This is a genomic window from Phosphitispora fastidiosa (genome assembly GCF_019008365.1).
GTDB lineage: Bacteria > Bacillota > Thermincolia > Thermincolales > UBA2595 > Phosphitispora > Phosphitispora fastidiosa.
Genome location: NZ_JAHHUL010000026.1, coordinates 18275 through 41143, shown reverse-complemented (window position 1 = coordinate 41143; position 22869 = coordinate 18275). Strand labels below are relative to the sequence as shown.

Sequence of the window (22869 nt, the reverse complement as noted above, 5' to 3'; positions counted from 1 at the left end):
CATCATAGCAGGTGGTTAGCTTATATAAAAAGAGAGGGCGGTAGATTTACCGTCCGCTCTTTTTATAAGTACTCTGACCTATGTCTTACCTGGCAGTTAGCTCAAGGGGCTCACTCATACCATGCCATTCCAAGATTACGGCAATAGTATCAATGCAGCTTGTCATTGCTGCGTCTTCTCCGCTAATGCGGCCTGTTATGTTAAGGTATCCGTTCCTGTCCAGGGAGGTTTCTCCCTCCCCTCCGCCATGCTCTGTATTATATGAATACTTGACAGGCCCTACATTTGACAAGTTTGGACCTTTGTATTTTAGACTTAGATTCCAGGAAACAGTATTGCTGTAACTAAATTTGCCGGATAAACTTTTTATCCCGGTTTCATGTATTTTCTCAACATAGCTGGCTGTCCAGTGGCTGCTCTCACCCTCAAATATTATACCGCTGCCATCATTGCACCCATTTACAAACAACGTGGAAACCAGCAGGAATAAAAGAAAACGGCACACGGAATTGATCCCCCCTATTCTAAATTATCATCAACTAATTCTTCATTAGTTATTGTATTCCTGCATAATTTTCATAATATTCCGAATACGGCATTATAAAGTTAATCGGGACCCCGATAGGGCAATAAATACAAAAAAGCTTCCGGGTAAAAACCCGCGAAGCCCTGATTTTACTGGAGCCGAAGAAGAGAGTTGAACCCTCGACCTACGCATTACGAGGACTTAGTTTAAATCCTTTTGCATAATGTTAGATTTTTCATGAATGTGAGAAAGCCTTGAATCTCGAGGCTTTCAAAGTAATCCCAAATAAATCCTTCTAACATTACGTTGTAATTAAAATCTGGTTGTCCAACAAACAATGCGGTTTTATCCTTTCCTCGATTTGTTTAATTTGATTTTTTATTGCATACCTACTCGTCCTTATCTGTTTTACCCTTCAGATATTTGGACATCTCTTTGTCAAACTGCGAAATATAATCCTTGTCCTGCCGAACTCGGAATTGCTCGTAAATTTCTTCAGCCTTTTTTACTGCATCTTCATGAGAAACTTTTCCTTTTCCTTCGAGGACATTTCTGCGGTTGTTCTGCAAAAAATTATCTGTTTCTCGAAGCCAGTCCGCCATGCTCATTGGGACTTCATCCTCAGCCATTAACTCCGCATAGTCAATGAACATTGTCACGATTCGGTTCATTCGTGAAAGTTCCTTTTCATTGAGGTAGTTTTTCGCAATCGCCACATCTTGTTTTATGATTTTCCCGTCTGGAGCTGCTTTCCAAGTAGTTAACCCCATTGTGGGATGCTCAAGATTAACCCTCTCGGCGATCAATTCTGCTGCAGTTTTGCCTGTTATGGCATAATGGAGCTTATTCTGCACAAAGGCATAAAATTCTCGTGTCAGGTTACAGAATTGAACCTTGCGACTAACTTCACGGCTACCCTCGGTTTGAACTATTAAAAAATCCTTAATAGTTGAATCTGAATCCAATTCTTCATCATCCAGAATGTTTTTGATGTGAATGTTTATGTTGGCGGTCGTCGTTTCAAACAGCTCTGCAATCGCTTTTTGAGTCATCCAAAAGTTTTCGTCTTCAAAACGAACTGAAACGGTAACTTTGCCGCTATCTGTCGTATATAAAATGATTTTATCTTCATGCTTCAACTCGTATCACCTTCTATATATGAAATAAATTACCTCTATTACGAAGTAATTTGATTTGCTAAGATTTTAATCCTCTCGAATTCGATGGGCTAAAATCGTTTGAAGAATTCTGTTATTTATATAAATTAGTTTAAACTCTGGTGAAATCCACGAGGCAAACTCAAAGGCGATATCGGAATGCGCAAAGGTAGCTGCATAACGGCCTTGTTTCGAAGTCATACCGATAGCTCCTGTTTTTTCAATCCACTTTTTAGGTGTCAAAACGAAACTATTGAGTCCAGCTTCATTTTCAATTGCCTCGAATTCGAGGCAATTGAAAATCGGATTATTTAATCTCTCCCATAAACCGAGGAATTGCACTACGTTACGATTTCGCATCCAGTTCTGTATCACATAACCCGGATTTTCGTCTGTTTTATACTTTGCAATATCAGTCAAAGAAATATGGTCATTGTCATCTCCGTCGGAAATAACGGCGATTTCAGTCCCTTTAGCGAAAATAGTATCCTTAAAGTTTTTAACCTTTGGCATCGAATTTGCCCCCATTCAATATGTAACAAGCTATAGAATCTCAAATATAATACAGGAAAATCGTACCATATATCGAACACATGAGCGGGCTGATGCTCATTTATGTGCCTTATGATTCGGCTGCATTGAGAATCTGCTTCTTGAGCAAGCTTAGTGTATGCTTTTACATGGGCGTCAAAGTCATTAATCGGTGGCATCTGAGGGAAGGAACCATTCTACCGCCATCTGTTCTAATCCAATAACCCCTGTTTTCGTTAACAGCCTGTAATTTCATTTTTCCCTCCTAATATACCAATCTTTCGACAGTTAATTATAAAGATACAACTAAACGACAGCATTTTCCTCCTTTTCCCCAGGTAAATTTTGGTGTGCTTAACCATAGTCCCCACTTTTTAAAGATAAACACCAAAATAGTCTCCGCTCAAAATAACCCCAAAAAAACAAAAACCGCAATCGCTTGCGGTTGTAAGGTTTCCAATGGAGCCGAAGAAGGGAGTTGAACCCTCGACCTACGCATTACGAGTGCGTTGCTCTACCACTGAGCTACTTCGGCATCAAAGTCAGATAAATTTGCTGCAACAAATATTATAGCAAACATCGCCCCCAAAGGCAACAGGGACAATTTTCTGTTGGCTTGAAGAGCACGGTTATGTTAATATAAAAGAAACTTACTTTATATGGAGTTTTGGCCATAGATATCAACAGGAGGACTGCAAGTGACTGCTGCTAAAAACAAAAATACCAAACATAAAACTTCCGGGAAACAGACCGGTGATAAAAACTGGTCCCAGTTCAGCATTGTATCCCTGACAATTGTTGCCATAATTACACTTACTCTGATAGTGTTAAGCTGGGCAAATGCCCCAGAAGGACAGCCGGTTTCCGATAACCGCCCGCCGGTTTCCGAAACCGGTGAGCAGCCATCCGATAAGAAGCCATCCGATAATGAGCCATCCGGGAATGAACCTTCCGAGAACCAGCCGCCCGCCAATGAGCCTTTGCCAACCGATATAGAGCTTGACAAGGTTCCCGGGCAGACTGACGGTACAGCCTGGCTGTCCATGTCAGGCAAAGAGAAACTGGATGTCGTCAAAAGGGCTATGTCCAACTGGGAGATAACCGGAGTTCAGGTAAACCGTGATGCAGACTGGTTTGTTGAAGCCCTGGACATGTTCTATGAAGATAAACACGCAGACACATCACAGGTCAAGGTAAGTGATGCCATGTCAGTCCTTGGCTTGAGCGGGGGTGCCTTTGGCAGATAGGAAGTTTATCCGATAATATTCTCTACCTGTTCTTCCCTGAGTACTCTGGCTATAAAAATCTCCGGGTTTTTGGACAGGTCTATTTCTTTTATAGACTGCAGTTTAATTTCATTGGAATCATACATTACCCGTATCACTGGCCTGGTCTGCTGCCCCTTGTTAACATCAACAACTATCCCGGTTTCACCCGTGTTCAGGGAAACAACGCTGCCAACAGGATATATGGCCACATTCTCTATAAATACCCTGAGGACTTCAGGGTCAAACTGACCTGTCGAGTTAATAATGATGTCCACAGCCTGGTGAGGAAAAAAGGCCTGCCTGAAAGGCCGGTCCGCCAGGAGCGCATCAAAAACATCCGCTACTGCCAATATCCGTGCAAACAGGCCAATCTCTTCTCCCCTGAGCCCCCCCGGATATCCGGAACCGTCCAAGCGCTCATGGTGCTGCAGGACAGCAAGGGTAACCTCCTCAGGCAGGTGATCACACTCCCTGATAATTTCAAAGCCGTAAGCCGAATGCTTTTTGACTTCTGCAAACTCCTCAACAGTCAGTGGACTGGGCTTGTATAAAATGTGCTTAGGTACCCTGGCTCTGCCCACATCGTGGAGCAGCGCCGCTGTGCCCAAATTTTTAAGCTGCCCTCTTTTTAGTTTAAGAAACAGCCCCAATATCAGGGAGAGCATGCACACATTAAGGGAATGCCCAAATATATAGGTATCCAGTTCTCTGACCTCTGTAAGGTGCAGCAGGACCGCTCTGTCTTTTAACACCGTGCGCAGCATATTGTCTACCGTGCGTTTTATTGTCCCCTTGTTTAACTGGCTGGACAGAGTTATCTCTCTGAAAATGCTTTTTATGGTCTGCGTAATCTCTAACCTGGTAAACTCATTTTCTGCTGCTGAAAAGAGTTTATGTACCACCACACTGTCTGTTTCAATTATTTCAACAAATCTTATTTGGGAGCTGGACAGCTGTTTTAAATGATATTCATTAATCACAGTTCCGGGAGTAAGCAAAACAGAACCGTCACCGGCACAAACGGCCTTTCCTATTACCATTCCCTTTTCAGCCTTTTCGGCAGGCAGTTTCTTCATATCTCTCACCTGGTGGATAGATTATGTAAATGTTTACTAAATTCTGCTAATTGTCCTCTAAATCCTGCTAGAATTATAATTATTCATTCAAACCCAAAATAGGCTTTCCTACAACCTTCGAGAAAAATATCGTAATCTGGAAGGTGAAAAGGAATAATCTGCCGAATTACTTTATTAAACTTGAGTCAGGAGGAGATTGATTTGGCTAAATACCGAAAAATGCTGCGGTCATTTAAGAATTATCTTGATAACTTAAGTTCTCTTGACTATGCAGAGTTAAAAGACTGTATTAATTCAGATGTTGTCTGGGATGATGGTTACACCAGACGCAACCCGACTGCATATGAACTGTTTGCCACTCATGAACACCTTGATTTTGCCAAAGAGGATATATTCAAATTTTCCGGAATTACCCTGGACCTGGAAGCCTTTGAAGCATCTGCAGCCAAAGTCGAAGAAATCTGGCAGAAGAGGCTGCCGGAGCTATTTCCCGGACATGAATTTATACTATATAAAGACCGCCATCACAGGCAAGTGGCTTTTTGCCGCAAGAGGACCGGAGTTACCGAAAATCCCGTAGAAATAATCCGATACCTGACAGATGAACACCACAATATCAGGTGGAATGCCCTGTTATCGTCAACTCTCTACCCGGACCCGCAGTTGGTGCCCCATATCCTGAAAAGGCTGGATGATGATGATATTTATAATGTGCTCAAAGCCATCATTGCCCTTGGAGCATCAAAAGACGAAAGTGTTATCCCCATTCTGAAAGAACGGTTTCTCCTTCTGGAAACCGGTCCTGACGGCAAGCAGTATGTCAATGACTTTTTTGCCTATGACCTTTTCAGAACAATCCTCAAACTTGGTGACAAGGGATATAGCGAAGTATTCGGACTTTTTAAGAATTTTAAGTCCCTTGATATACATACTCTGGAGCATCTGTGTGAGCTCCTTGGCAAAACCGGTAGAAATGAGGTTCTGGAAATACTTCTTGAGATATATTTTACCGAACCCGAAGGGTGTGAATGTGCCCTTACCGGGCTTCTCAGTATGGAAGAAGATGCGCTTGCGGAAATTGTCCCCAAGCTATCTCATCCAGACCCGGATATGCGCAAAAAGGCCATGCTGTTTATGGCAAATTGTTATTTGAGCGATGCCAGAGGCTATCTCCTAAAGGGACTCAATGACCCCATCCAGCATGTACGGGAAGCAGCTGTTCAAGGCATCGGGCGTTTCTACAGCAGGACAAGGAAGAAAATCCTCACAAAATGCCTGGATGATAAGGCAATAGTCGTCAGGGTCCGCGCCATAGAAGCGCTGGGAACGCTGTTTGACCCAAAACTCCTGCCTACATTTCAGATGCTGTGTCTGGACAAAAACCCCAGGGTAAGGCATGAGGCCATGAGAGCAGTGGCATCGCTGGACTCAACCGAGGCGATGAACTTTCTCAGTGAATTGTATGATCAGGTTCCCAGGCAGGATAAAATACGAATTATCGACTCACTTTATGCCTTTACCGGTAACCCTACTTACCTGAAGCAGCTTGTCTCCAAAGCCCTTAATAGTGATGATAAACGACTGGTTCAGGAAGCAACCGAACTGATGGAAATGATGTAAAAAAAAAGCCCCCACATAATTGTGAGGGCTTTTTTTTTACATCATTCCAGGCATTCCGCCGCCAGGCATTCCACCAGGCATTGGGCCATCTTTTTCAGGTTTATCGGCAACCACAGTCTCGGTTGTCAGAAGCATTGCCGCAATACTTGCAGCATTCTGCAGCGCTGAACGGGTCACCTTGGCCGGGTCAACAATACCTGCTTTGATCATGTCAACATACTCTTCAGTAGCAGCATTGAAGCCAACCCCAGAACTCTGTGCCTTGACTTTCTCCACAATTACTGAACCTTCCAGTCCGGCATTATTAGCAATCTGGCGAACCGGTTCTTCCAACGCCTTTTTCACGATTTTAATGCCAACAGCTATTTCACCGGCAGCCTCAATCCCGTCAAGTGCGGGGATAATATTAAGAAATGCAGTGCCGCCTCCGGGGACAATACCTTCCTCAACAGCAGCCCTGGTAGCATTGAGGGCATCCTCTATGCGCAGTTTCTTTTCTTTCAATTCAGTTTCAGTAGCAGCGCCAACTTCAATAACGGCTACACCGCCTGACAGCTTGGCGAGACGCTCCTGAAGCTTTTCACGGTCAAAATCTGAAGTAGTGTCCTCAATCAGGGTCTTAATCTGGGCAATCCTTTTTTCAAGTTCAGCCTGATCACCTGCGCCGCCAACAATAACAGTTTCTTCCTTCTTCACCTTAACCTGGCGGGCCCGGCCAAGCTGCTGAAGGGTAGCATTTTCCAGCTTGATACCTACATCCTCTGAGATAACCTGACCGCCGGTGAGGACTGCGATATCCTCAAGCATAGCCTTGCGGCGGTCGCCGAAACCTGGAGCCTTAACTGCCACACAGGTAAATGTGCCGCGCAGTTTGTTCACAACCAGAGTAGGCAGGGCCTCACCATCAACATCCTCGGCGATAATCATCAGCGGCCTGCCTGCCTGAACAACCTTTTCCAGTACAGGAAGGACTTCCGCAATGGCGCTAATCTTCTTATCACAGATAAGTATGTATGGCTCATCCAGAACTGCTTCCATTTTATCAGTGTCAGTAATCATGTAAGGCGAGATATAACCGCGGTCAAAGTTCATCCCCTCGACCACATCCAGGGTGGTTATAAAGCCCTTGGACTCTTCAACGGTAATAACCCCGTCCTTGCCTACCTTTTCCATTGCCTCTGCAATCAGGTTGCCAATCTCCTCATCACTGGCTGAAACAGAAGCAACCTGAGCGATAGCATTCTTTTCTTCAATAGGCTTGGCTATTTTTTTGATTTCTTCAACTGCTACTTTAACTGCCTTCTCGATACCGCGCTTGATAATCATCGGGTTAGCGCCGGCAGCCACGTTTTTCAAACCTTCACGAATGATTGCCTGAGCCAGCACGGTTGCTGTAGTAGTACCATCTCCGGCCACATCATTGGTTTTGGTGGCAACTTCTTTAACCAGCTGAGCGCCCATATTCTCAAATGGGTCTTCCAGTTCAATTTCCCTGGCAATAGTAACACCGTCATTAGTGATCATCGGGGAACCGAATTTCTTATCCAAAACAACATTTCGGCCTCTTGGGCCAAGAGTAACCCGGACAGCTTCAGCAAGCTGGTTGACACCGCTTTCCAGAGCGCGGCGCGCTTCTTCTGCAAATAAAATTTCCTTAGCCAAAATTAATCAACCTCCTCGAACTTGGATTCCTTAATTTAACAATCTGCGTTTGAATTGTTATTCAACGATTGCCAGAATGTCTCGTTCATTCATGATCATGCATTCTTCACCATCAATCTTGATTTCATTGCCGGCATACTTGGAATAGATAACCTTGTCACCGACCTTAACCTCCAGGTCTACTTTCTGACCATTTTCCAGAAGCCTGCCGCTTCCTACTGCCAGGACCTCCCCCTGCTGTGGTTTTTCCTTGGCGGTATCGGGAAGTACTATCCCACTTGCGGTTTTCTCCTCAGCAGCCAAAGGTTTTACTAAGATTCTGTCACCCAAAGGTTTTACATTCATGACGACCCCTCCTTTATTGGATTTAAGTATTTTCTTTTTTGTTAGCACTCAACAGAGTCGAGTGCTAATACACTATTTATAATATAAAATGAGAATTGGAAAATCAACTTCCTGTAATCGTCAAAATTACAGTGTTTTAGTCCAAAATCTCATTTTACGTTAATCTTACCTTATTTTTCTTGCATTATCATTTAATTTCTTTAAATTGAATTTCTCCTTAAAATCCAATTAAATTCCTACACAATATTAATTTCCATTTTGAGATAGATTTATACATTTATTCCCGTGCTTTTCTGAAATTTTGACAACCCTTATTAGGTAAATAACCACTACCGGGCACACTCCGAATCTGTCCCCTTGAGTATATCCAAACCATGGGGCAAGCACTCCAGGATCCATCCCAGGTTTTCCCGTACAGCCTTGGGACTGCCGGGAAGATTTATGATCAGAGTCTGTTTTCTGATTCCGGCTGCGGCCCTTGAGAGAACAGCTCTTGGAGTTACCTTGTACCCCTCCCGGCGCATTAGTTCAGGTATTCCCGGAACCATCCGGTCAACAACCGTAAGAGTTGCCTCAGGGGTAACATCTCTGGGGCTGAACCCGGTTCCCCCGGTGGTAAATATAAGATCAAGTTTTTTTACATCAGCAAATTCAATCAGTTTATCCTTTATTGTTTCACATTCATCTGGGACTACTATGTATTCCAGGACCTCTCCGTTTATTCTGGCAACTTCTTCCCGGATCACACCGGCGCTGATATCTTCCCGCTCACCCCGGCTGCCTTTGTCACTGGCTGTGATAATTCCCACTTTATACATAAACAATCCCCCCTGTTATGCTAACTCCACGGCATCTCCAACTTTTACCAGGCCTCCCGTGAGAACCTTGATGAAAATCCCTTCCTTGGGCATTACACAATCACCTGCCTGGTAATAGATGGCACACCTGTCATGGCACACCTTGCCAATCTGAGTGACCTCCCCCAGGGCCTCACTGCCAATCCTGAGTTTTGTCCCCACAGGCAGGTCAACCAGAACCAGCCCCTCTGTGGTAAGATTTTCAGCAAAGTCACCGGGATTTACATCCAATCCCTTAGCCCGCATTTTCTCGATGCTTTCTAAAGCCAGCAGGCTTACCTGGCGGTGCCAGTCCCCTGCATGGGCATCACCCTCAAGCCCGTGGTCAGGTCTTAATATTCCCTCACCGATATTCTTTTTCCGCATGCCCTTTTTTTCACTGGTACAGACAGCTATAATTTTTCCACCCATTTCTCTTCTCCTTCCCTTCCATACCGGCCGCTTTTACCACCGGTTTTTTCCACCAGCCTGACCGCTCCAATCACCATATCCTTATCTATGGCTTTACACATATCGTAAATGGTCAGCCCAGCCACAGAGACCGCAGTCAAGGCCTCCATTTCCACACCCGTTTTGCCGGTTGTCCGGACCGTGGCCTGAATCTCTACCCTGGACCCGGCTTCATCAGGTCTAAACTTCAAATCTGCTCCTGTTATAAACAGCGGGTGACACATAGGAATGAGGTCACCTGTCTTTTTGGCAGCCAAAATCCCGGCGACCTGAGCCACCGCCAGGACATCACCCTTGGCAATCCCGCCTTCCCTGACAGCCTTCAGGGTTTCCGGTTTCATTCTGACTTCCCCTCTGGCAACCGCAACCCGTATGGTGTCATTTTTAGCAGTCACATCTACCATCCTGGCCCGTCCATCCTTATTAAAATGGGTCATTTCACTCAATAAAATTCACTCCTGTCTGTCACACCATCAACCACATCACTGTTTAGCCGCGCCCCTTTTCAGCCGCGCCCCTTTTCAGCCGCACCCCTTTTCAGCCGCCGATCTGGGTCATCCAGCGCCTGTTTCCGGCCCAGCCTGCCTGCTCCATATTATGCTTTTCCGGTTTGCTGCTGATAGCAAACCGGATGACATCAGCCAATTGCTCAGGTGAAGCCCCCTCCCTTAGGGGAGTTTTCAGATCAATCTCCTGCGGAGACTGCAGGCACGGGCGCAGCTGACCTTCAGCAGTAAGGCGCAGCCTATTACAGTCAGCACAGAAATGATTGCTGATAGGGCTGATAAAGCCTATGGTCCCCATAGCGCCCGGTATCCTGTAAGATTTCGCCGGCCCGTTCCCGGCAACCTTTTCAGGAACCAGCTCATGCCGGTTCTGCAGTATCTTAATCAATTCAGTAGTCGATACAAAGCTTTTCCGGTCCCTTAAATCACTTACACCAATTGGCATCAGTTCAATGAAACGGACATTGAGCGGCATTTTAGTAGTCAGCTCGGCAAAGTCATATACTTCCTCTTCATTGAAGCCGCGAATAACTACTGTATTTATTTTAACAGGGTCAAACCCGGCTTCAAGAGCAGTCTCCACACCCAGCCAAGCATCACTAAGCCTGCCTCCCCTGGTAATCCGGCGGAATTTTTCTGGCACGAGGGTATCCAGGCTGATATTTACCCTCCTCAATCCGGCTTTCCTCAGTTCTGCAGCCATTATGGGCAGTAGAATTCCATTAGTGGTCAGGGCAATATCATCAATTTCAGGAATATCGTTAACCCTCTCAATAAGTGACGAAATTCCCTTACGCACCAGCGGTTCCCCTCCGGTAAAGCGGATTTTCCTGATTCCTGCCATGACCGCACTGTTAATCACTCTGATAATTTCCTCAAGGCTCAGAATTTCCTCGTGGTTTATCAGCTCAACACCCTCTTCAGGCATACAGTACACACACCTGAGATTACACCTGTCGGTAACAGATATCCTAAGATAATTAATTTTACGGTGAAATGCATCATTCATTCGGATCATCCTTCCCAGCTCAGCTCAGGTGAGAACACCCTTAGTCTCTCCGATAAACCTCCTGCCCCATGGCTCGGGTGCTGTATCCGCCCAGGCCCTCCACTGCAGTCCGGAAATCGGGGTCATTGAGGACACCCAGCAGACTTTTGATATGATCGGTATCCCAGTGTGCCTGTGGAATAACCAAGTCATACCTCTCCTCGGTTACCGGAACAAAATCCAGCTTCAGGGCATTGGCGGCAGCCCTTATGCCGAGTCCGACGTCAGCGCTGCCCCCGGCAACGGCTGCGGCAACAGCCATATGGGTGTAATCCTCCCTGTCGTATCCTTCGATATCCTCAGGGTCAACCCCCTCTTTTTTCAGGTAATAATCCAGCAGGATTCTGGTTCCCGCGCCCTTCTGCCGGTTGATAAACCTCATATTGGGCCGTGCCAGGTCAACAAAGCTGCGCACACTGCGCGGGTTCCCGCGGGGCACCATAAAACCCTGCTCCCTGTATACCAGGTTGATTAGTATCACTGGAACTCCGGCCAGTAATTTTTCCACATAGGCAGCATTATACTCCCCAGTAGCCTCATCCAGGAGATGAACACCTGCCAGATGTGCTTCCCCGCGTCTTAAGGCCAAAAGACCGCCAAGACTGCCTACATGGGCTGAAGAAAGGCTCCGTCCGGGATACATCTGCCTCAGGGAATTACCGAGAATATCGAGAGATACATCATGGCTGCCTATAATAACCATAGTATTTTCAATCTCATTTTTGTCCCTCAGAAGTTCTACTTCCACTTCACTACCGGCATCATGTCCCTCCATAAACCTGGGGATTTTCAGGATTCCATCAGCTCTGATCAGAGAAGTCAACACCCCTGCCCCGCGGGAAATCGGGGTGGCAATCACCTTTTCACCAACCCGGCCCAATTTTACCCGGACAAACTCGTCCACTCCCTGGGGAGAAACAAGCTTGCGTGACAGGGAGGCATTCATCACCGGCCTGCCAACTATGGAAATCCCCGCTTTTGCTGCAATTACCGGTCTTAAAAATAGCTCACAATCAAGTATTGCTGACACCGGGTAGCCCGGTATACCCAATACCGGTTTACCACTAATAACTCCGAGTACGACAGGTTTACCGGGCTTTATTGCAACCCCGTGGACCACAACTTCTCCCAGTTCTCTTATAATTGCAGAGGTGAAATCCTCCGAACCCGCCGAGGAACCTGCATTGACAACAACTATATCTGACTGCTCAACTGCATTCCGGATTTGTTCTTTTAAAATATCATATTCATCAGCATTGATGGCGGTCCGCACAGCCTGTCCGCCCCATTCGCGGACCAGTCCCCCGATGATCCTGGAATTATACTCTATGATATCTCCTTTTTTCAGGTCTGTCCCTGGTTGAACCAACTCAGTCCCGGTAGGCATTACGGTAACCACCGGCTGCCTGTGGACCTTAACTTCAGTCACCCCTCCGGCAAGAATCCCTCCGATATCCATAGAACGGAGTACATGATTTGCCGGAACAATCATTTCTGTTGCCACAATATCCTCACCAAGGGGCCGGACATGCTGCCAGGGAGCTGCTGCCGCAATAATTTCGATTTCACCGTCAGCAGCAAAATGCACCTGTTCAATCATAATCACGGCATCACAGCCTTCGGGCAGCGGATCCCCGGTGTCCACCGGAAATGCCCTTGAACCAACCTTGAGCCTTACAGGGTTGGTTTCGCCAGCCTTAAATGTATTTTCAGCCTTTACTGCCATCCCATCCATAGCACAGGCATGGTAGTGAGGTGATGATACCTGTGCAAAGACCGGCTCAGCAGTGACGCGCCCCTGGGCCTCATCCACAGCTATAAGTTCACCGGGCAGCGGTTTCAGGGCGTCCAATTCACTGAGCCTCTCTGAGTACTTGCCAACAGCCTCCTCCAGAGGAGTATTATCCAAATAGACATTTCGTTTCACCAATATTTTCACCAACCCAAACAGAATTCGAAAAACTCAAACCAATACGGCCTTAAAACAGAATTACCTTTACCTCTTCTCCAGTTTCGAGCCCTTCTTTAGCCATAGGAACAATCACTACCCCATCAGCCTTAACCATTGTCATTATCAGGCCCGATTTACCCAGAACAGGCTCAGCTCTAAGCCCCCCGTTTTCGTCTTTCAGGGCCACCCTGATATAGTCCAGCCGTCCGCTGGCTGAAGCCATACTCCTGCCCATCAGGGCCCGCACCGTCCTGCGTTCCGGGGAGGTAAAATCCAGGCCCAGCAAGGCTCTCACCAGAGGAACCAGGAATATATCGGCTAAAACCATTGCTGAAGCAGGATGACCGGGCAGTCCCAGAACCGGCCTATTATTGACCACCCCAAGGATGGTCGGTTTACCCGGTTTCACCGAGACGCCGTGAACCAGGACACCCGGTTTGCCAATGGTATCAAGCACCCGGGAAGTAACATCCCTGGTCCCTACTGAGCTGCCCCCAGAGACAACAACAATATCGGTTTCTGCTACCGCCTTTTTCACGGTCTCCTCAAGGCTGGCAAAATCGTCCCTGATAATGCCATAGTTTATCGCCTGTCCACCGGCCTCAGTCACGAGTCCGGCAATAGCGTATGAATTAATATCCCTGACCTGTCCGGGGCCCGGTGTCCTATCAGGTTCCACAATCTCGTCACCGGTTGACAAAATGCCTACCCGCGGTTTGCGGGCAACATGGCAGGATACAATCCCGATGCCGGCCAGCCCGCCCATTTCCTGAGGCCTGATAACAGTCCCGGCTTTTACCAGAACCTGACCTTCTCTGATGTCCTCTCCCTTTTGAACCACATTCTCTCCCGGTGCAACGGGCCGCACGACCAAGATAGTCGCACTGTCCAGTTCTTCGGTGTATTCCACCATAACAACAGCATCAGCGCCATCTGGCAGCATTCCTCCGGTTGCTATCCTCACTGCGTGCCCGGGTTCCAGACCGGTCCGGGCTGCTTCCCCCATCATAACCTCACCGGAAACCTCCAGCATGGCAGGCATAGCTTCAGCAGCTCCAAAGGTATCGGCGGCCCTGACAGCAAAACCATCCATGGTGGAACGAGTGAAGCCCGGAACATCAATCCCGGAAACAATATCCCGGGACAGAACCCTGCCAAGGGAATCGAGAACAGACACCTGTTCCTCAGCCGGTTCGTTGAGGGAGATATTATTCCTAAATGCCTTCCAGGCTTCGGCCACACTTGTAAGTTTAAAGAGTTCAGTCATTGGAACCTCCATTATTTAAAAAGCTTGGCTTTATGCTAGAAACACCCCAGCTGGCAGCTTTTTATTTTAATCTTCAGCTCATCAGCCGCTTTTCCTATCATGAGCAATTCCACATCCAGCCTTTTTGCTAACTCATGGGCAGCAGCACAGCTTATCCTGCCCTCCGGAGCCGCTTCTTTTACCGCTTCCAAAACCTTATCAGGAATTTTGTCCATCTCTATTACCTCCCTTTGTTAAGTCTTTTGGAAATACGATTTCCTTTTAATTCAAGGTTTTGCGCTTATACTTTATGTTCTTTTCTTAACTTAGGCTCTGGTAATGACCGCGAAATATGGTGAGGTATTGTATAAGGTTTTCCTTGCACCGCCGCCGTTATGAGTCTAGCTGCAAATGAGTCATTTCCAGAGCCTGCTGATTGTAAAAAACATATATATGCGCAAAAACACCCCTGGGAAAGGGGTGTCGTGACAGCATTCATCTCCTTTCCAAATACGGGAGGCATCACAGTTTCCTGCGATACCCTTTGCCGGTTACCCGGCAACGGTTGACGGGCCGTACCCGAAGGTCTTAGGCCATGCCAACTCGGAGTTATTATCTTCTTATTTTCATATTATACCTTTTTTATTCGATTTTCGCAATCAGCACAAACCATTCTACATACCTGGTCTCCAATTATGGTAAAATAATAATATGAAAAATCATATTAAAAAGGAGTGTTTTATTTGATTATTACAACTACACCCAGTATTGAAGGGCAAAAAATCACCCGTTACCTCGGTCTTATCGCCGGCGAGGCTATTATGGGGGCAAATGTGGTCAGGGATCTTTTCGCCAGTATCACCGACATCGTCGGGGGTCGTTCCGGGGCTTATGAAACCAAGCTAGTTGATGCCCGGACAATTGCCATCAGAGAAATGGCCGAAAGAGCTGAGCGTCTGGGAGCAAATGCCGTGGTCGGGGTTGACCTTGATTACGAGGTCATCAGGGAAGGTATGCTGATGGTTACTGTAAGCGGAACTGCTGTAGTCACTGAACAGGCATAGATTAACTGAGCTTATCCAGCAGCCTTGAGATTACTGCGGAAAATTCCCCCCAGGTAATCGGGGCATCCAGGTTGTGGCTGCTGTCTACCAAGCCCTCCTCCCTAAGGCGCTTAAAGTGTTCTACAGCCCAATGGGGAGGCGCTTCCGGCTGCTGGGGCGCCGGCTGCGGAGGCGCTAGCTGCAGAGCCCTGATGATGCCATTGACTGTTGCCGCAGCAATTTTATCCCGAAACAAAGGGTCTTGAAGCCGGGCAGCATCCTCCCTTGTATCAATAAATAAATTTTCCGTCAGAATTGCCGGCATATCTGTTTCCCGTAATACGGCAAAATTGGCCTCTTTAAACCCTCTATCAAGAAAACCGGCTGATACATAAAAGTCCGCCGCCGCCCGGTGGATAACTTTCGTTATCTCCCGCGAAGCGGTGGAAGCTGCAGGATAAATGTAGCTTTCAAAACCCGTTCCCCCTCCTGCATTAACATGTACGGAAACAAACAGGTCCGCACCCTCCCTGTTTGCAAACGCGGCCCTGTCGGAAAGACTGACAAAAACATCACCATTCCTTGTCAGGCTTACATCGGCATAATCAACCAGCTTATTCCTGATTTTCTGAGCTATATCCAGGTTAATATTCTTTTCCTGTAGACCATAGCCCTGTGCACCCGGGTCATGCCCGCCATGTCCCGGGTCTATTACTATTTTAGGCGTCATTTTCCATACTCCTTTCTGCAAAAGAATCATTCTGTAATCCTGGTTTATTCTATTCCCCGGAGCATGAAAAAGACAATAAAACAAAAAGTGGCAGTTATCTGCCACTCAGGCTGCTGATAAAGTCAGTAATTTTGAGCTTAAAATGTTATGAGACAGGGGTAGATGTGTTCCGGAGGGCGGAGTCTGTCGTCCGTCCGAGCACGTCGAACGGGCTCTTTGCGCTTTAGCGCTTAGAGCCCGTTGTACCCTTTGGGTAGACCGCAAAGCGGGAGCGGCTGCCGGCGGAGATGTCTGGGGGTCCCCCCGATCCGTCGAAGCCCCGGCCTTTCTGAAAGGCCGGGGTTCGGTAACGGATTGGGGGCCCCGCCCGTGGAATTCATCTACCCCTGTCCATGTTACAGTTTAATAATTAAAAATATGGGGTTTGTCAATAAGCTGAAAGTGGCAGATATCTGCCACTTTCCTTGGTTTCATGGTTAATTTCAGATCAGTTCAGCCGCAATCTGGGCGAGTTCGGAGCGCTCACCCTTAACAAAGGTTACATGACCGGCCAGCTTAACCCCCTTGAATTTTTCCACAACATATGTCAGACCGTTGCTGCTGGAGTCAAGATAGGGATGGTCAATCTGGTAGGGGTCCCCGGTAAGGACTACCTTAGAGCCTTCTCCGGCCCTGGTCAGGATAGTCTTAACTTCGTGTGGTGTCAGGTTTTGGGCCTCATCAACTATGATGTACTGCCGCGGCATAGTCCGTCCCCTGATATAGGTCAGGGCTTCCAGTTCAAGCTGTCCTTTGTCTTTAAAGTAACGGATCATTGTATCGATATTAGTAGACTTGGGTTTATCATGGTCACCCCGGTCAACTTTATCTTTTTTGGTCTCTTTCCCGACACCGAAAATATATTCCAGGTTGTCATAAATGGGGCTCATCCAGGGCCGCATTTTTTCTTCCTTGTCACCGGGGAGGAAACCGATATCGCCTCCAAGGGGTATTACCGGCCTGGTTACCACCAGTTTTTTATAACTTTCGTCATCAATAGTCTTTTCCAATCCGGCTGCAACTGCCAGCAGGGTTTTTCCCGTACCGGCCTGGCCTACCAGAGTTACCAGTTTAATGTTATCATCCATCAGCAGCTCCATAGCATAGCGCTGTTCCTTGTTCCGAGCCCTGATGCCCCAAGCTTCTGACCCGGCATGAATTAATGGCACCAGGCCTTTCTTATCAGGGTTGTATCTGGCCAGAGCAGACTGCCCTGTTTCTTTAATATCCACCAGGTAGGCAAACTGATTGGCATACAATTCCTCAGGGTCGTCTTCCGGCTTCTCCCATGGAAGAAAGCTGTTGCTATAAAACTGGTTAATTATCTCGGGAGCCACTTTTATCTCGAGACTACCGGAATAAAGTTCCTCAATATTCACCTTATCTGTTTTGTAATCCTCTGCTTCTACTCCGGCAACATCAGCCTTAATTCTGAGATAGGTGTCTTTGGTCACCAGGATAACTTTCCGGTCCGGGAATTCTTCCTTATATGCCATAGCAACACAGAGAATCCTATTATCCGCCTTAAACTGCTCTAAAGCGCCAGACAAATTCTGTACCTTCTGGTGATTCAGCTCTACCTTCAGAGTCCCGCCCGTCTCTAATAGTACCCCTTCAAATATCTTACCCTTGTGACGCAGTTCATCAATCAGCTTGGCGACACGGCGCGCATTCCTGCCCACTTCATCCTGCCTGCGCTTCTGGTTATCCATTTCCTCAATTGCTATCAACGGGATGACCACATCATTGTCTTGAAATTTGAAGACAGCCAAAGGGTCATGAAGCAAGACATTTGTGTCGATGATAAAAATCTTTTTCAAAACATCGCCGCCTTTCATGTCTTAACTGTATTGCGTATTAACTGTGTTAACATATAGTATTCGACACTGCTGCCCGGTTTCCTTTATTTTTGCCCTGCACTAACTATGAGTTAAATATACAGCAGCTTGTGGTCGTTATTACCCAGCAGAGGAAGTCCTGCCAGGTCATTTATAAAATCGCTTCTGTATTTGAACAGGTATGGTAAAATGTTGTACACCCGCTCCTGCCAGTTATTGCGCGGAAATAGCTGTTTTTCAATATTATTAAATCTGGTGACCAGGGTATCACAGGACTTCCGGTGGTACTGATGCGTTTTTTTCCTGAAGTATTCCAACTGGTGGAGCAGCTTGCCCTGGCTTTCCTTTCCGTGTCCGGTCAACTCCTTATCAGTTCCGGCAACCTTCAGGATGAAATTCCGGTATGACTGTTCCACCTCGGCCGCATAAGCGTCAAACATTTTATCAATTCCAAGTACATCCCTGTCTTCAAGCTGTTTCTGCAGCTCCCTGTGCAGGCCCTCAACGCCTTCAGCAAGTGAAACCCCGTACTCCTTGATACTTTTGGCAATGCCGGGTTCAATCAACGAAATATTGGCTCTGGGATAAATTACCGGCATCCTTTGGTTAAACAGCCGGTAAATATCCCGGTAGAGGGCATAATAGGAAATCTCCCCCGGTCCTGCAATATAGGCCATTATCGGCAGCAGCACATCCTGAGCCACCGGACGCAAAACCACATTGGGGCTGAAGAGTTCCGGGGTCTCCCTGGCAGCTGCCAGGAGCTCCTCCAGGGTCCATTCCCCTGCTCCGCCCCTCACGCCAAAGCTTTCGCCCAATCTGAACAGAGGCAGCCTTTCACCATTTACATAAATAAACATATTAGCATTATCGTTGTCTTTCTCCACCTGGGGCTCCACACCCAAATCCCTTACCAGGTCAGCGACGGCGCTCAGTTTTGCACTAACCGGGGCGCTATTACCGAGAAATTCCTCAAAAGTACCGCTCCACAGGCGGCGCAGTTCCCTGAGCAGCGGGTTCACCATTACCAGTCCGTGATCCTTAAAGAGCCAGGTCATGATACGGGCAAACCATTCAGCAAGGTTAGCGCTGTTCCGAGCCATTTCGCTGACTTTCTCTAAAATTTCCCCTTTCCATTCCGAGGGGTTTGTACATTCTTCCAGCCTGGCAATAAGGTCAAAAACCGCCTCATCCACACGAACGTGGCCAATTGAATACTTTCCTCCAGGGTCATGTTTCAGCCTTAGGCGCTCAATATTTTTCTCCCGGTTAATCACGTAAATGTGGTCAACCTCAGCAAAATCATGGTCCTCAGCAGCAACCCAAAACATGGGAATAACACTTCTCCCAGTCCTGGCAGTAAGTTCAGCAGCAAGCTGCACAGCGGTAATGGCCTTATAAATTGTATACAGTGGGCCGGTAAAGACGCCCGCCTGCTGCCCGGTGATTACCACTGTGGTGCCGGGGTCCTCCAGTTTTTGCAGGTTCTGTCTGGTCAGGCCGCCACACTGTAATGTTTCGTTATATTCAGTTAAAATACAGACCAGCGTTTTCCGGTCCGTATGATAATCCCGCATAATTATGTCATGCCTGTCAGCAAAGGAACCGGGATTCCCGGGGTCGTGTTCAAAGAGATGGGCCACCTGTTGAAAATCATTCAGGTACATATTGACCAGCGGGCTTTTATATTGTACAGCAGCAGATTCCAGTTTCAAGACTCTCTCTCCTTCAAAATTACGGTTTCACGGTAATCCGGCCTCCGCCGGCCCCGGTAACCTCACCAATTATTACAGCCTCTTTAATGCCTCTGCGGTGCAGGTTTTCTGTCAGCAGGGAAACCTTCTCCCCGGGAAGGGAAATTAACAGTCCTCCTGATGTTATCGCATCAGCAAGTATCAATTGCTGAGTCTCGTCAATTTCCGGCTCAAAATCAACAAACTGTCTGATATATTTGAGATTCGCCCTTGTGCCTGCGGGAACTATACCCATTTTTGCATATCCGTAAGCCGGTTCCAGGACTGGAACACGGGATGCATATATGCTGATTGCTGCATCACTGCCCCGCGCCATCTCAGAGGCATGGCCCAGCAGTCCAAAACCGGTAATATCGGTACATCCGTTAGCGCCAACTTCCTGCATAGCCTCAGCAGCTTCCCTGTTGAGGGCAGACATTACCCGGCAGACAGCCTCAATCTCATCGGCAGTAGCCAGACCACCTTTAATGGCCGTAGTAATAATCCCTATTCCCAGAGGTTTGGTTAATACCAGGGCATCACCCGGTTTGGCTCCGGAGTTTGCCATCACCCTGTCCGGGTGAACAACTCCGGTAACCGACAAGCCGTATTTTGGTTCATCGTCCTCTACAGAATGGCCGCCTACAAGTACAGCCCCGGCTTCCCTGACCTTATCAGCCCCCCCTTTTAAAATCTCGGCAAGTACCGCAAGTTCCAGTTTGCCGGTAGGAAAGCAGATAATATTCATAGCCGTAAGGGGTCTCCCCCCCATGGCATAAACATCACTTAGTGAATTTGCTGCCGCAATCTGTCCGAACAGATACGGATCATCAACAACTGGGGTGAAAAAATCCACGGTCTGGATTAGGGCTGTATCCTCATTAAGCCGGTAAACCCCGGCATCGTCATTGGTATTCAGTCCCACCAACAGATTCGGGTCAGGCAGGGATGGCGGCAGCAGACTGAGTACCTCGGCAAGGTCCTCCGGACCTATTTTGGCCGCTCAGCCGGCTTTGCATGAAAGCGATGTCAGTGTATGTGCTGTCTTAGCTTCCGTCAAATCCTCACCCCGTTTCCATGATTCTCTGCAGGTTTATGGCAATAACTTCACAGTCATTGGCAAGCAGTGTCCTTGGGTCAAATAACAGCCGGTCTTTCTGGATCCTGGCTAGAATGGGAGGTTCCATCTCCCGAAGCCTTTTTTCCAACTTGTTCACACTCATAGACAGAGGCCTGACGGAAACAAGAAATGTCGGGAGATTTTCTTCCGGCAGAGCGCCCCCGCCTACCTGAGAAAAACCTGCCGTTATCTCTGTTTCGATGCTGTCTCCTGTTTTCTCCCGCAGCAGGCCCTGCAGCTTCTCCGCCCTTAACCGTATTTCCTCAGACGGCATCATAATCATCCTCAGGGTGGGTATCTCGGCAACTGCCGTCTCCTCTTCAAAGTACAGGCGCAGTGTTGCCTCCATGGCAGCCAGGGTAAACTTGTCCACCCTGAGAGCCCTGGTAAGCGGGTTTTGCCTTATTTTGTCGATAATATATTTCTTACCTACTATAATGCCTGCCTGGGGTCCGCCGAAAAGCTTATCCCCGCTAAAGGTCACAATATCCACACCTGCTTTGATACTCTCATTAACAGTAGGCTCATGTGTGATACCATATTTCATAAAGTCAACCAGGACTCCGCTGCCCAAGTCTTCATATACAGCAATACCCTTTTTCCTGCCCAAGCCTGTCAATTCCCCGGCTGACACCTCAGCCGTAAAACCGATCACCTTATAATTACTGGTATGTACCTTTAACAGCAGCGCAGTATCTTCAGTGACGGCGCTTTCATAATCCCGTAAATGGGTCTTGTTAGTAGTGCCAACCTCCACCAAGAGAGCGCCGCTCTGTGACATAACATCCGGGATTCGGAAAGAACCGCCAATCTCCACCAACTGGCCCCGGGAGACAATAACTTCCCGGTCCTTGGCCAGTGTGTTTAACACCAGCAGCACCGCAGCGGCGTTATTATTTACTGTCATTCCTGCTTCAGCCCCGGTCAGCCGGCACAGCAGCTTCTCGATATGTGAATACCGTGTCCCCCGTTCGCCTGTGTTCAGGTCCAGCTCAAGATTGGAATAATTGGCAGCCACATCATTAATAGCTTTAACTGCTGAACCGGCAAGGACCGCGCGGCCCAAATTGGTGTGTAATACAATACCGGTTGCATTTATGACCTTCCTCAGATTTGGGCTGATCTTTTCCTGAACCTTTTTTGCCACAACGGCAGCAATTGTGTCCAAATCGGTTATTGTATCCGGTGTCTCATCTCCCGCCAGAATAGCTTCCCTGATACCCTGGACCGTTTCTGAAGCAGCTTCAGAAATCAGGGTATGCGGACAGCGGGATTCGAGCTGCTTAATTCTGGCCTGTTCCAGGATTATATTTATTGCCGGAAGTTTTCTTAACAAATTCTGTTTATTATCCATAAAATACCCCTAACTTCATTTCTTCTAGTAAAATCTTGCAATATAACTATTTATCTCCATTATGACTTTTTCTCCATTATGAACTTTCATCTACAATATAATTTATTTCTACAATACCGCCTTATTTCCTTTTTACGGCATTTGGTTTTACCAGATTAATTCCCTGTACTTCTAATTCTTGCCAGTATTCGGGGTTTTATACTCTACCGTAATCACCCTTAGTGGGAGCATTATTTTTTCACTTTTTAAATTCCCCCCTCTGATTTCAAGAGAACAGTCAGTTTCCGGAATACCTTCAGGAATGCTGATTACGACAGTCCCCTGTGAAAGTGCGCCCGGTTTTATCACTACCTGGGGTTGAGAGGGACCATGCAGTTCATATTTTCTGCCATCCTTAACAGCAATACCTATATCAGGGGCAAAGTCCAGCTGCGTCTTGCCGCTGTTGGCAACCAGCAGGTCGATAAATTTCAGTTCCATATCCTCCTCAGCCGCCGGCCTTGTTTCCACACCAATCACAGCAATTCCAGCCTGCCCGCACCATTTTCCTGCAACTGTCCCCATACCGGCCACAAAAACGCGGTAATCCATTTCTTCAGCGCCTGTGCCGATATCATGGCTCTGCAAAACGGCAAAGCCTGCGGCTGTCAGAATCAGCGCTGCCGCAAGTATCAGCAGCCTGATTTTCCTGATTATTATAATCATAAAAAACCCTCCTTTGTAACTAGTACGCCGAAGGGTTTTTAATAATTCACCAAAAATCATGCTA

Annotated in this window: 22 protein-coding genes, 1 tRNA gene and 1 riboswitch; of the genes, 3 read left to right on the top strand and 20 right to left on the bottom strand. The window is 47.3% G+C overall.

Annotation, left to right across the window (positions count from 1 at the left end; all coding sequences use genetic code 11):
* Window positions 1-85: 85 nt before the first annotated feature.
* The 4 genes from Ga0451573_RS17705 to Ga0451573_RS17690 form a co-directional block, all read right to left on the bottom strand.
* Complete coding sequence (locus Ga0451573_RS17705) at window positions 86-505, bottom strand: hypothetical protein (protein ID WP_231685494.1); 420 nt, start codon at window positions 503-505, stop codon at window positions 86-88.
* A 410-nt stretch (window positions 506-915) separates the two neighbouring features.
* Window positions 916-1665, bottom strand: a complete 750-nt coding sequence (gene rhuM, locus Ga0451573_RS17700) for a RhuM family protein (RefSeq protein ID WP_231685493.1) — start codon at window positions 1663-1665, stop codon at window positions 916-918.
* Between the two features lie 66 nt (window positions 1666-1731).
* Entirely contained in the window at window positions 1732-2196 is a 465-nt protein-coding gene (locus tag Ga0451573_RS17695; protein WP_231685492.1) for a KilA-N domain-containing protein, read from the bottom strand.
* Between the two features lie 478 nt (window positions 2197-2674).
* Window positions 2675-2749, bottom strand: a tRNA-Thr gene (locus Ga0451573_RS17690).
* 163 nt (window positions 2750-2912) lie between these two features.
* On the opposite strand from Ga0451573_RS17690, the gene Ga0451573_RS17685 reads away from it, so the two are divergent.
* The gene (locus tag Ga0451573_RS17685) at window positions 2913-3461 is read left to right on the top strand and encodes a hypothetical protein (protein WP_231685491.1); all 549 of its coding nucleotides are present in this window, start codon (window positions 2913-2915) and stop codon (window positions 3459-3461) included.
* A 5-nt stretch (window positions 3462-3466) separates the two neighbouring features.
* On the opposite strand, the gene Ga0451573_RS17680 is transcribed toward Ga0451573_RS17685, so the two are convergent.
* Window positions 3467-4558 carry an HD-GYP domain-containing protein gene (locus Ga0451573_RS17680; RefSeq protein WP_231685490.1) on the bottom strand — a complete coding sequence of 364 codons (1092 nt, stop codon included), beginning with the start codon at window positions 4556-4558 and terminating at the stop codon, window positions 3467-3469.
* Between the two features lie 201 nt (window positions 4559-4759).
* On the opposite strand from Ga0451573_RS17680, the gene Ga0451573_RS17675 reads away from it, so the two are divergent.
* Entirely contained in the window at window positions 4760-6178 is a 1419-nt protein-coding gene (locus Ga0451573_RS17675; protein WP_231685489.1) for a HEAT repeat domain-containing protein, read from the top strand.
* A 36-nt stretch (window positions 6179-6214) separates the two neighbouring features.
* Here Ga0451573_RS17675 and groL read toward each other — a convergent pair whose 3' ends face one another.
* From groL to Ga0451573_RS17630, 9 genes are all read right to left on the bottom strand, one after another.
* Window positions 6215-7840, bottom strand: coding sequence for a chaperonin GroEL (gene groL, locus Ga0451573_RS17670; RefSeq protein WP_231685488.1), 1626 nt, complete (start codon window positions 7838-7840; stop codon window positions 6215-6217).
* 57 nt (window positions 7841-7897) lie between these two features.
* A complete protein-coding gene (groES, locus tag Ga0451573_RS17665; RefSeq protein WP_231685487.1) occupies window positions 7898-8185 on the bottom strand; it encodes a co-chaperone GroES in 288 nt (95 codons plus the stop codon).
* A 329-nt stretch (window positions 8186-8514) separates the two neighbouring features.
* The gene (locus Ga0451573_RS17660; protein ID WP_231685486.1) at window positions 8515-9003 is read right to left on the bottom strand and encodes a MogA/MoaB family molybdenum cofactor biosynthesis protein; all 489 of its coding nucleotides are present in this window, start codon (window positions 9001-9003) and stop codon (window positions 8515-8517) included.
* 15 nt (window positions 9004-9018) lie between these two features.
* Window positions 9019-9453, bottom strand: coding sequence for an MOSC domain-containing protein (locus Ga0451573_RS17655; protein ID WP_231685485.1), 435 nt, complete (start codon window positions 9451-9453; stop codon window positions 9019-9021).
* The gene (gene moaC / locus Ga0451573_RS17650; RefSeq protein ID WP_231685484.1) at window positions 9435-9938 is read right to left on the bottom strand and encodes a cyclic pyranopterin monophosphate synthase MoaC; all 504 of its coding nucleotides are present in this window, start codon (window positions 9936-9938) and stop codon (window positions 9435-9437) included. The genes Ga0451573_RS17655 and moaC overlap by 19 nt, the downstream gene beginning before the upstream one ends.
* A gap of 91 nt (window positions 9939-10029) precedes the next feature.
* Window positions 10030-11007 (bottom strand): GTP 3',8-cyclase MoaA, encoded by a 978-nt coding sequence (gene moaA, locus Ga0451573_RS17645; RefSeq protein WP_231685483.1) that lies wholly within the window; start codon window positions 11005-11007, stop codon window positions 10030-10032.
* Window positions 11008-11047: 40 nt separating this feature from the next.
* On the bottom strand, window positions 11048-12973 hold the full coding sequence (locus Ga0451573_RS17640) for a molybdopterin biosynthesis protein (protein ID WP_435052298.1): 1926 nt from the start codon (window positions 12971-12973) through the stop codon (window positions 11048-11050).
* A 52-nt stretch (window positions 12974-13025) separates the two neighbouring features.
* Window positions 13026-14264 (bottom strand): molybdenum cofactor synthesis domain-containing protein, encoded by a 1239-nt coding sequence (locus Ga0451573_RS17635; RefSeq protein WP_231685482.1) that lies wholly within the window; start codon window positions 14262-14264, stop codon window positions 13026-13028.
* Window positions 14265-14299: 35 nt separating this feature from the next.
* A complete protein-coding gene (locus tag Ga0451573_RS17630; RefSeq protein WP_231685481.1) occupies window positions 14300-14479 on the bottom strand; it encodes a hypothetical protein in 180 nt (59 codons plus the stop codon).
* 247 nt (window positions 14480-14726) lie between these two features.
* Window positions 14727-14864, bottom strand: a riboswitch (molybdenum cofactor riboswitch).
* A 122-nt stretch (window positions 14865-14986) separates the two neighbouring features.
* Between Ga0451573_RS17630 and Ga0451573_RS17625 the strand changes: the two genes are divergently transcribed.
* A complete protein-coding gene (locus tag Ga0451573_RS17625) occupies window positions 14987-15307 on the top strand; it encodes a heavy metal-binding domain-containing protein (protein ID WP_231685480.1) in 321 nt (106 codons plus the stop codon).
* A 1-nt stretch (window position 15308) separates the two neighbouring features.
* Here Ga0451573_RS17625 and Ga0451573_RS17620 read toward each other — a convergent pair whose 3' ends face one another.
* The 6 genes from Ga0451573_RS17620 to Ga0451573_RS17595 all read right to left on the bottom strand — a co-directional run bounded on the left by Ga0451573_RS17620 (window position 15309) and on the right by Ga0451573_RS17595 (window position 22805).
* A complete protein-coding gene (locus Ga0451573_RS17620; protein ID WP_231685479.1) occupies window positions 15309-16016 on the bottom strand; it encodes an N-acetylmuramoyl-L-alanine amidase in 708 nt (235 codons plus the stop codon).
* Between the two features lie 482 nt (window positions 16017-16498).
* Window positions 16499-17875, bottom strand: a complete 1377-nt coding sequence (locus Ga0451573_RS17615) for a PhoH family protein (protein ID WP_231685478.1) — start codon at window positions 17873-17875, stop codon at window positions 16499-16501.
* A 110-nt stretch (window positions 17876-17985) separates the two neighbouring features.
* A complete protein-coding gene (gene bshC / locus Ga0451573_RS17610; RefSeq protein ID WP_231685477.1) occupies window positions 17986-19608 on the bottom strand; it encodes a bacillithiol biosynthesis cysteine-adding enzyme BshC in 1623 nt (540 codons plus the stop codon).
* 19 nt (window positions 19609-19627) lie between these two features.
* Window positions 19628-20659, bottom strand: a complete 1032-nt coding sequence (gene selD / locus Ga0451573_RS17605) for a selenide, water dikinase SelD (protein ID WP_435052299.1) — start codon at window positions 20657-20659, stop codon at window positions 19628-19630.
* 31 nt (window positions 20660-20690) lie between these two features.
* Window positions 20691-22100, bottom strand: coding sequence for an L-seryl-tRNA(Sec) selenium transferase (gene selA / locus Ga0451573_RS17600; RefSeq protein WP_231685475.1), 1410 nt, complete (start codon window positions 22098-22100; stop codon window positions 20691-20693).
* 171 nt (window positions 22101-22271) lie between these two features.
* Window positions 22272-22805: a hypothetical protein gene (locus Ga0451573_RS17595; protein WP_231685474.1), complete on the bottom strand. Its 534-nt coding sequence runs from the start codon at window positions 22803-22805 to the stop codon at window positions 22272-22274.
* Window positions 22806-22869: the final 64 nt, after the last annotated feature.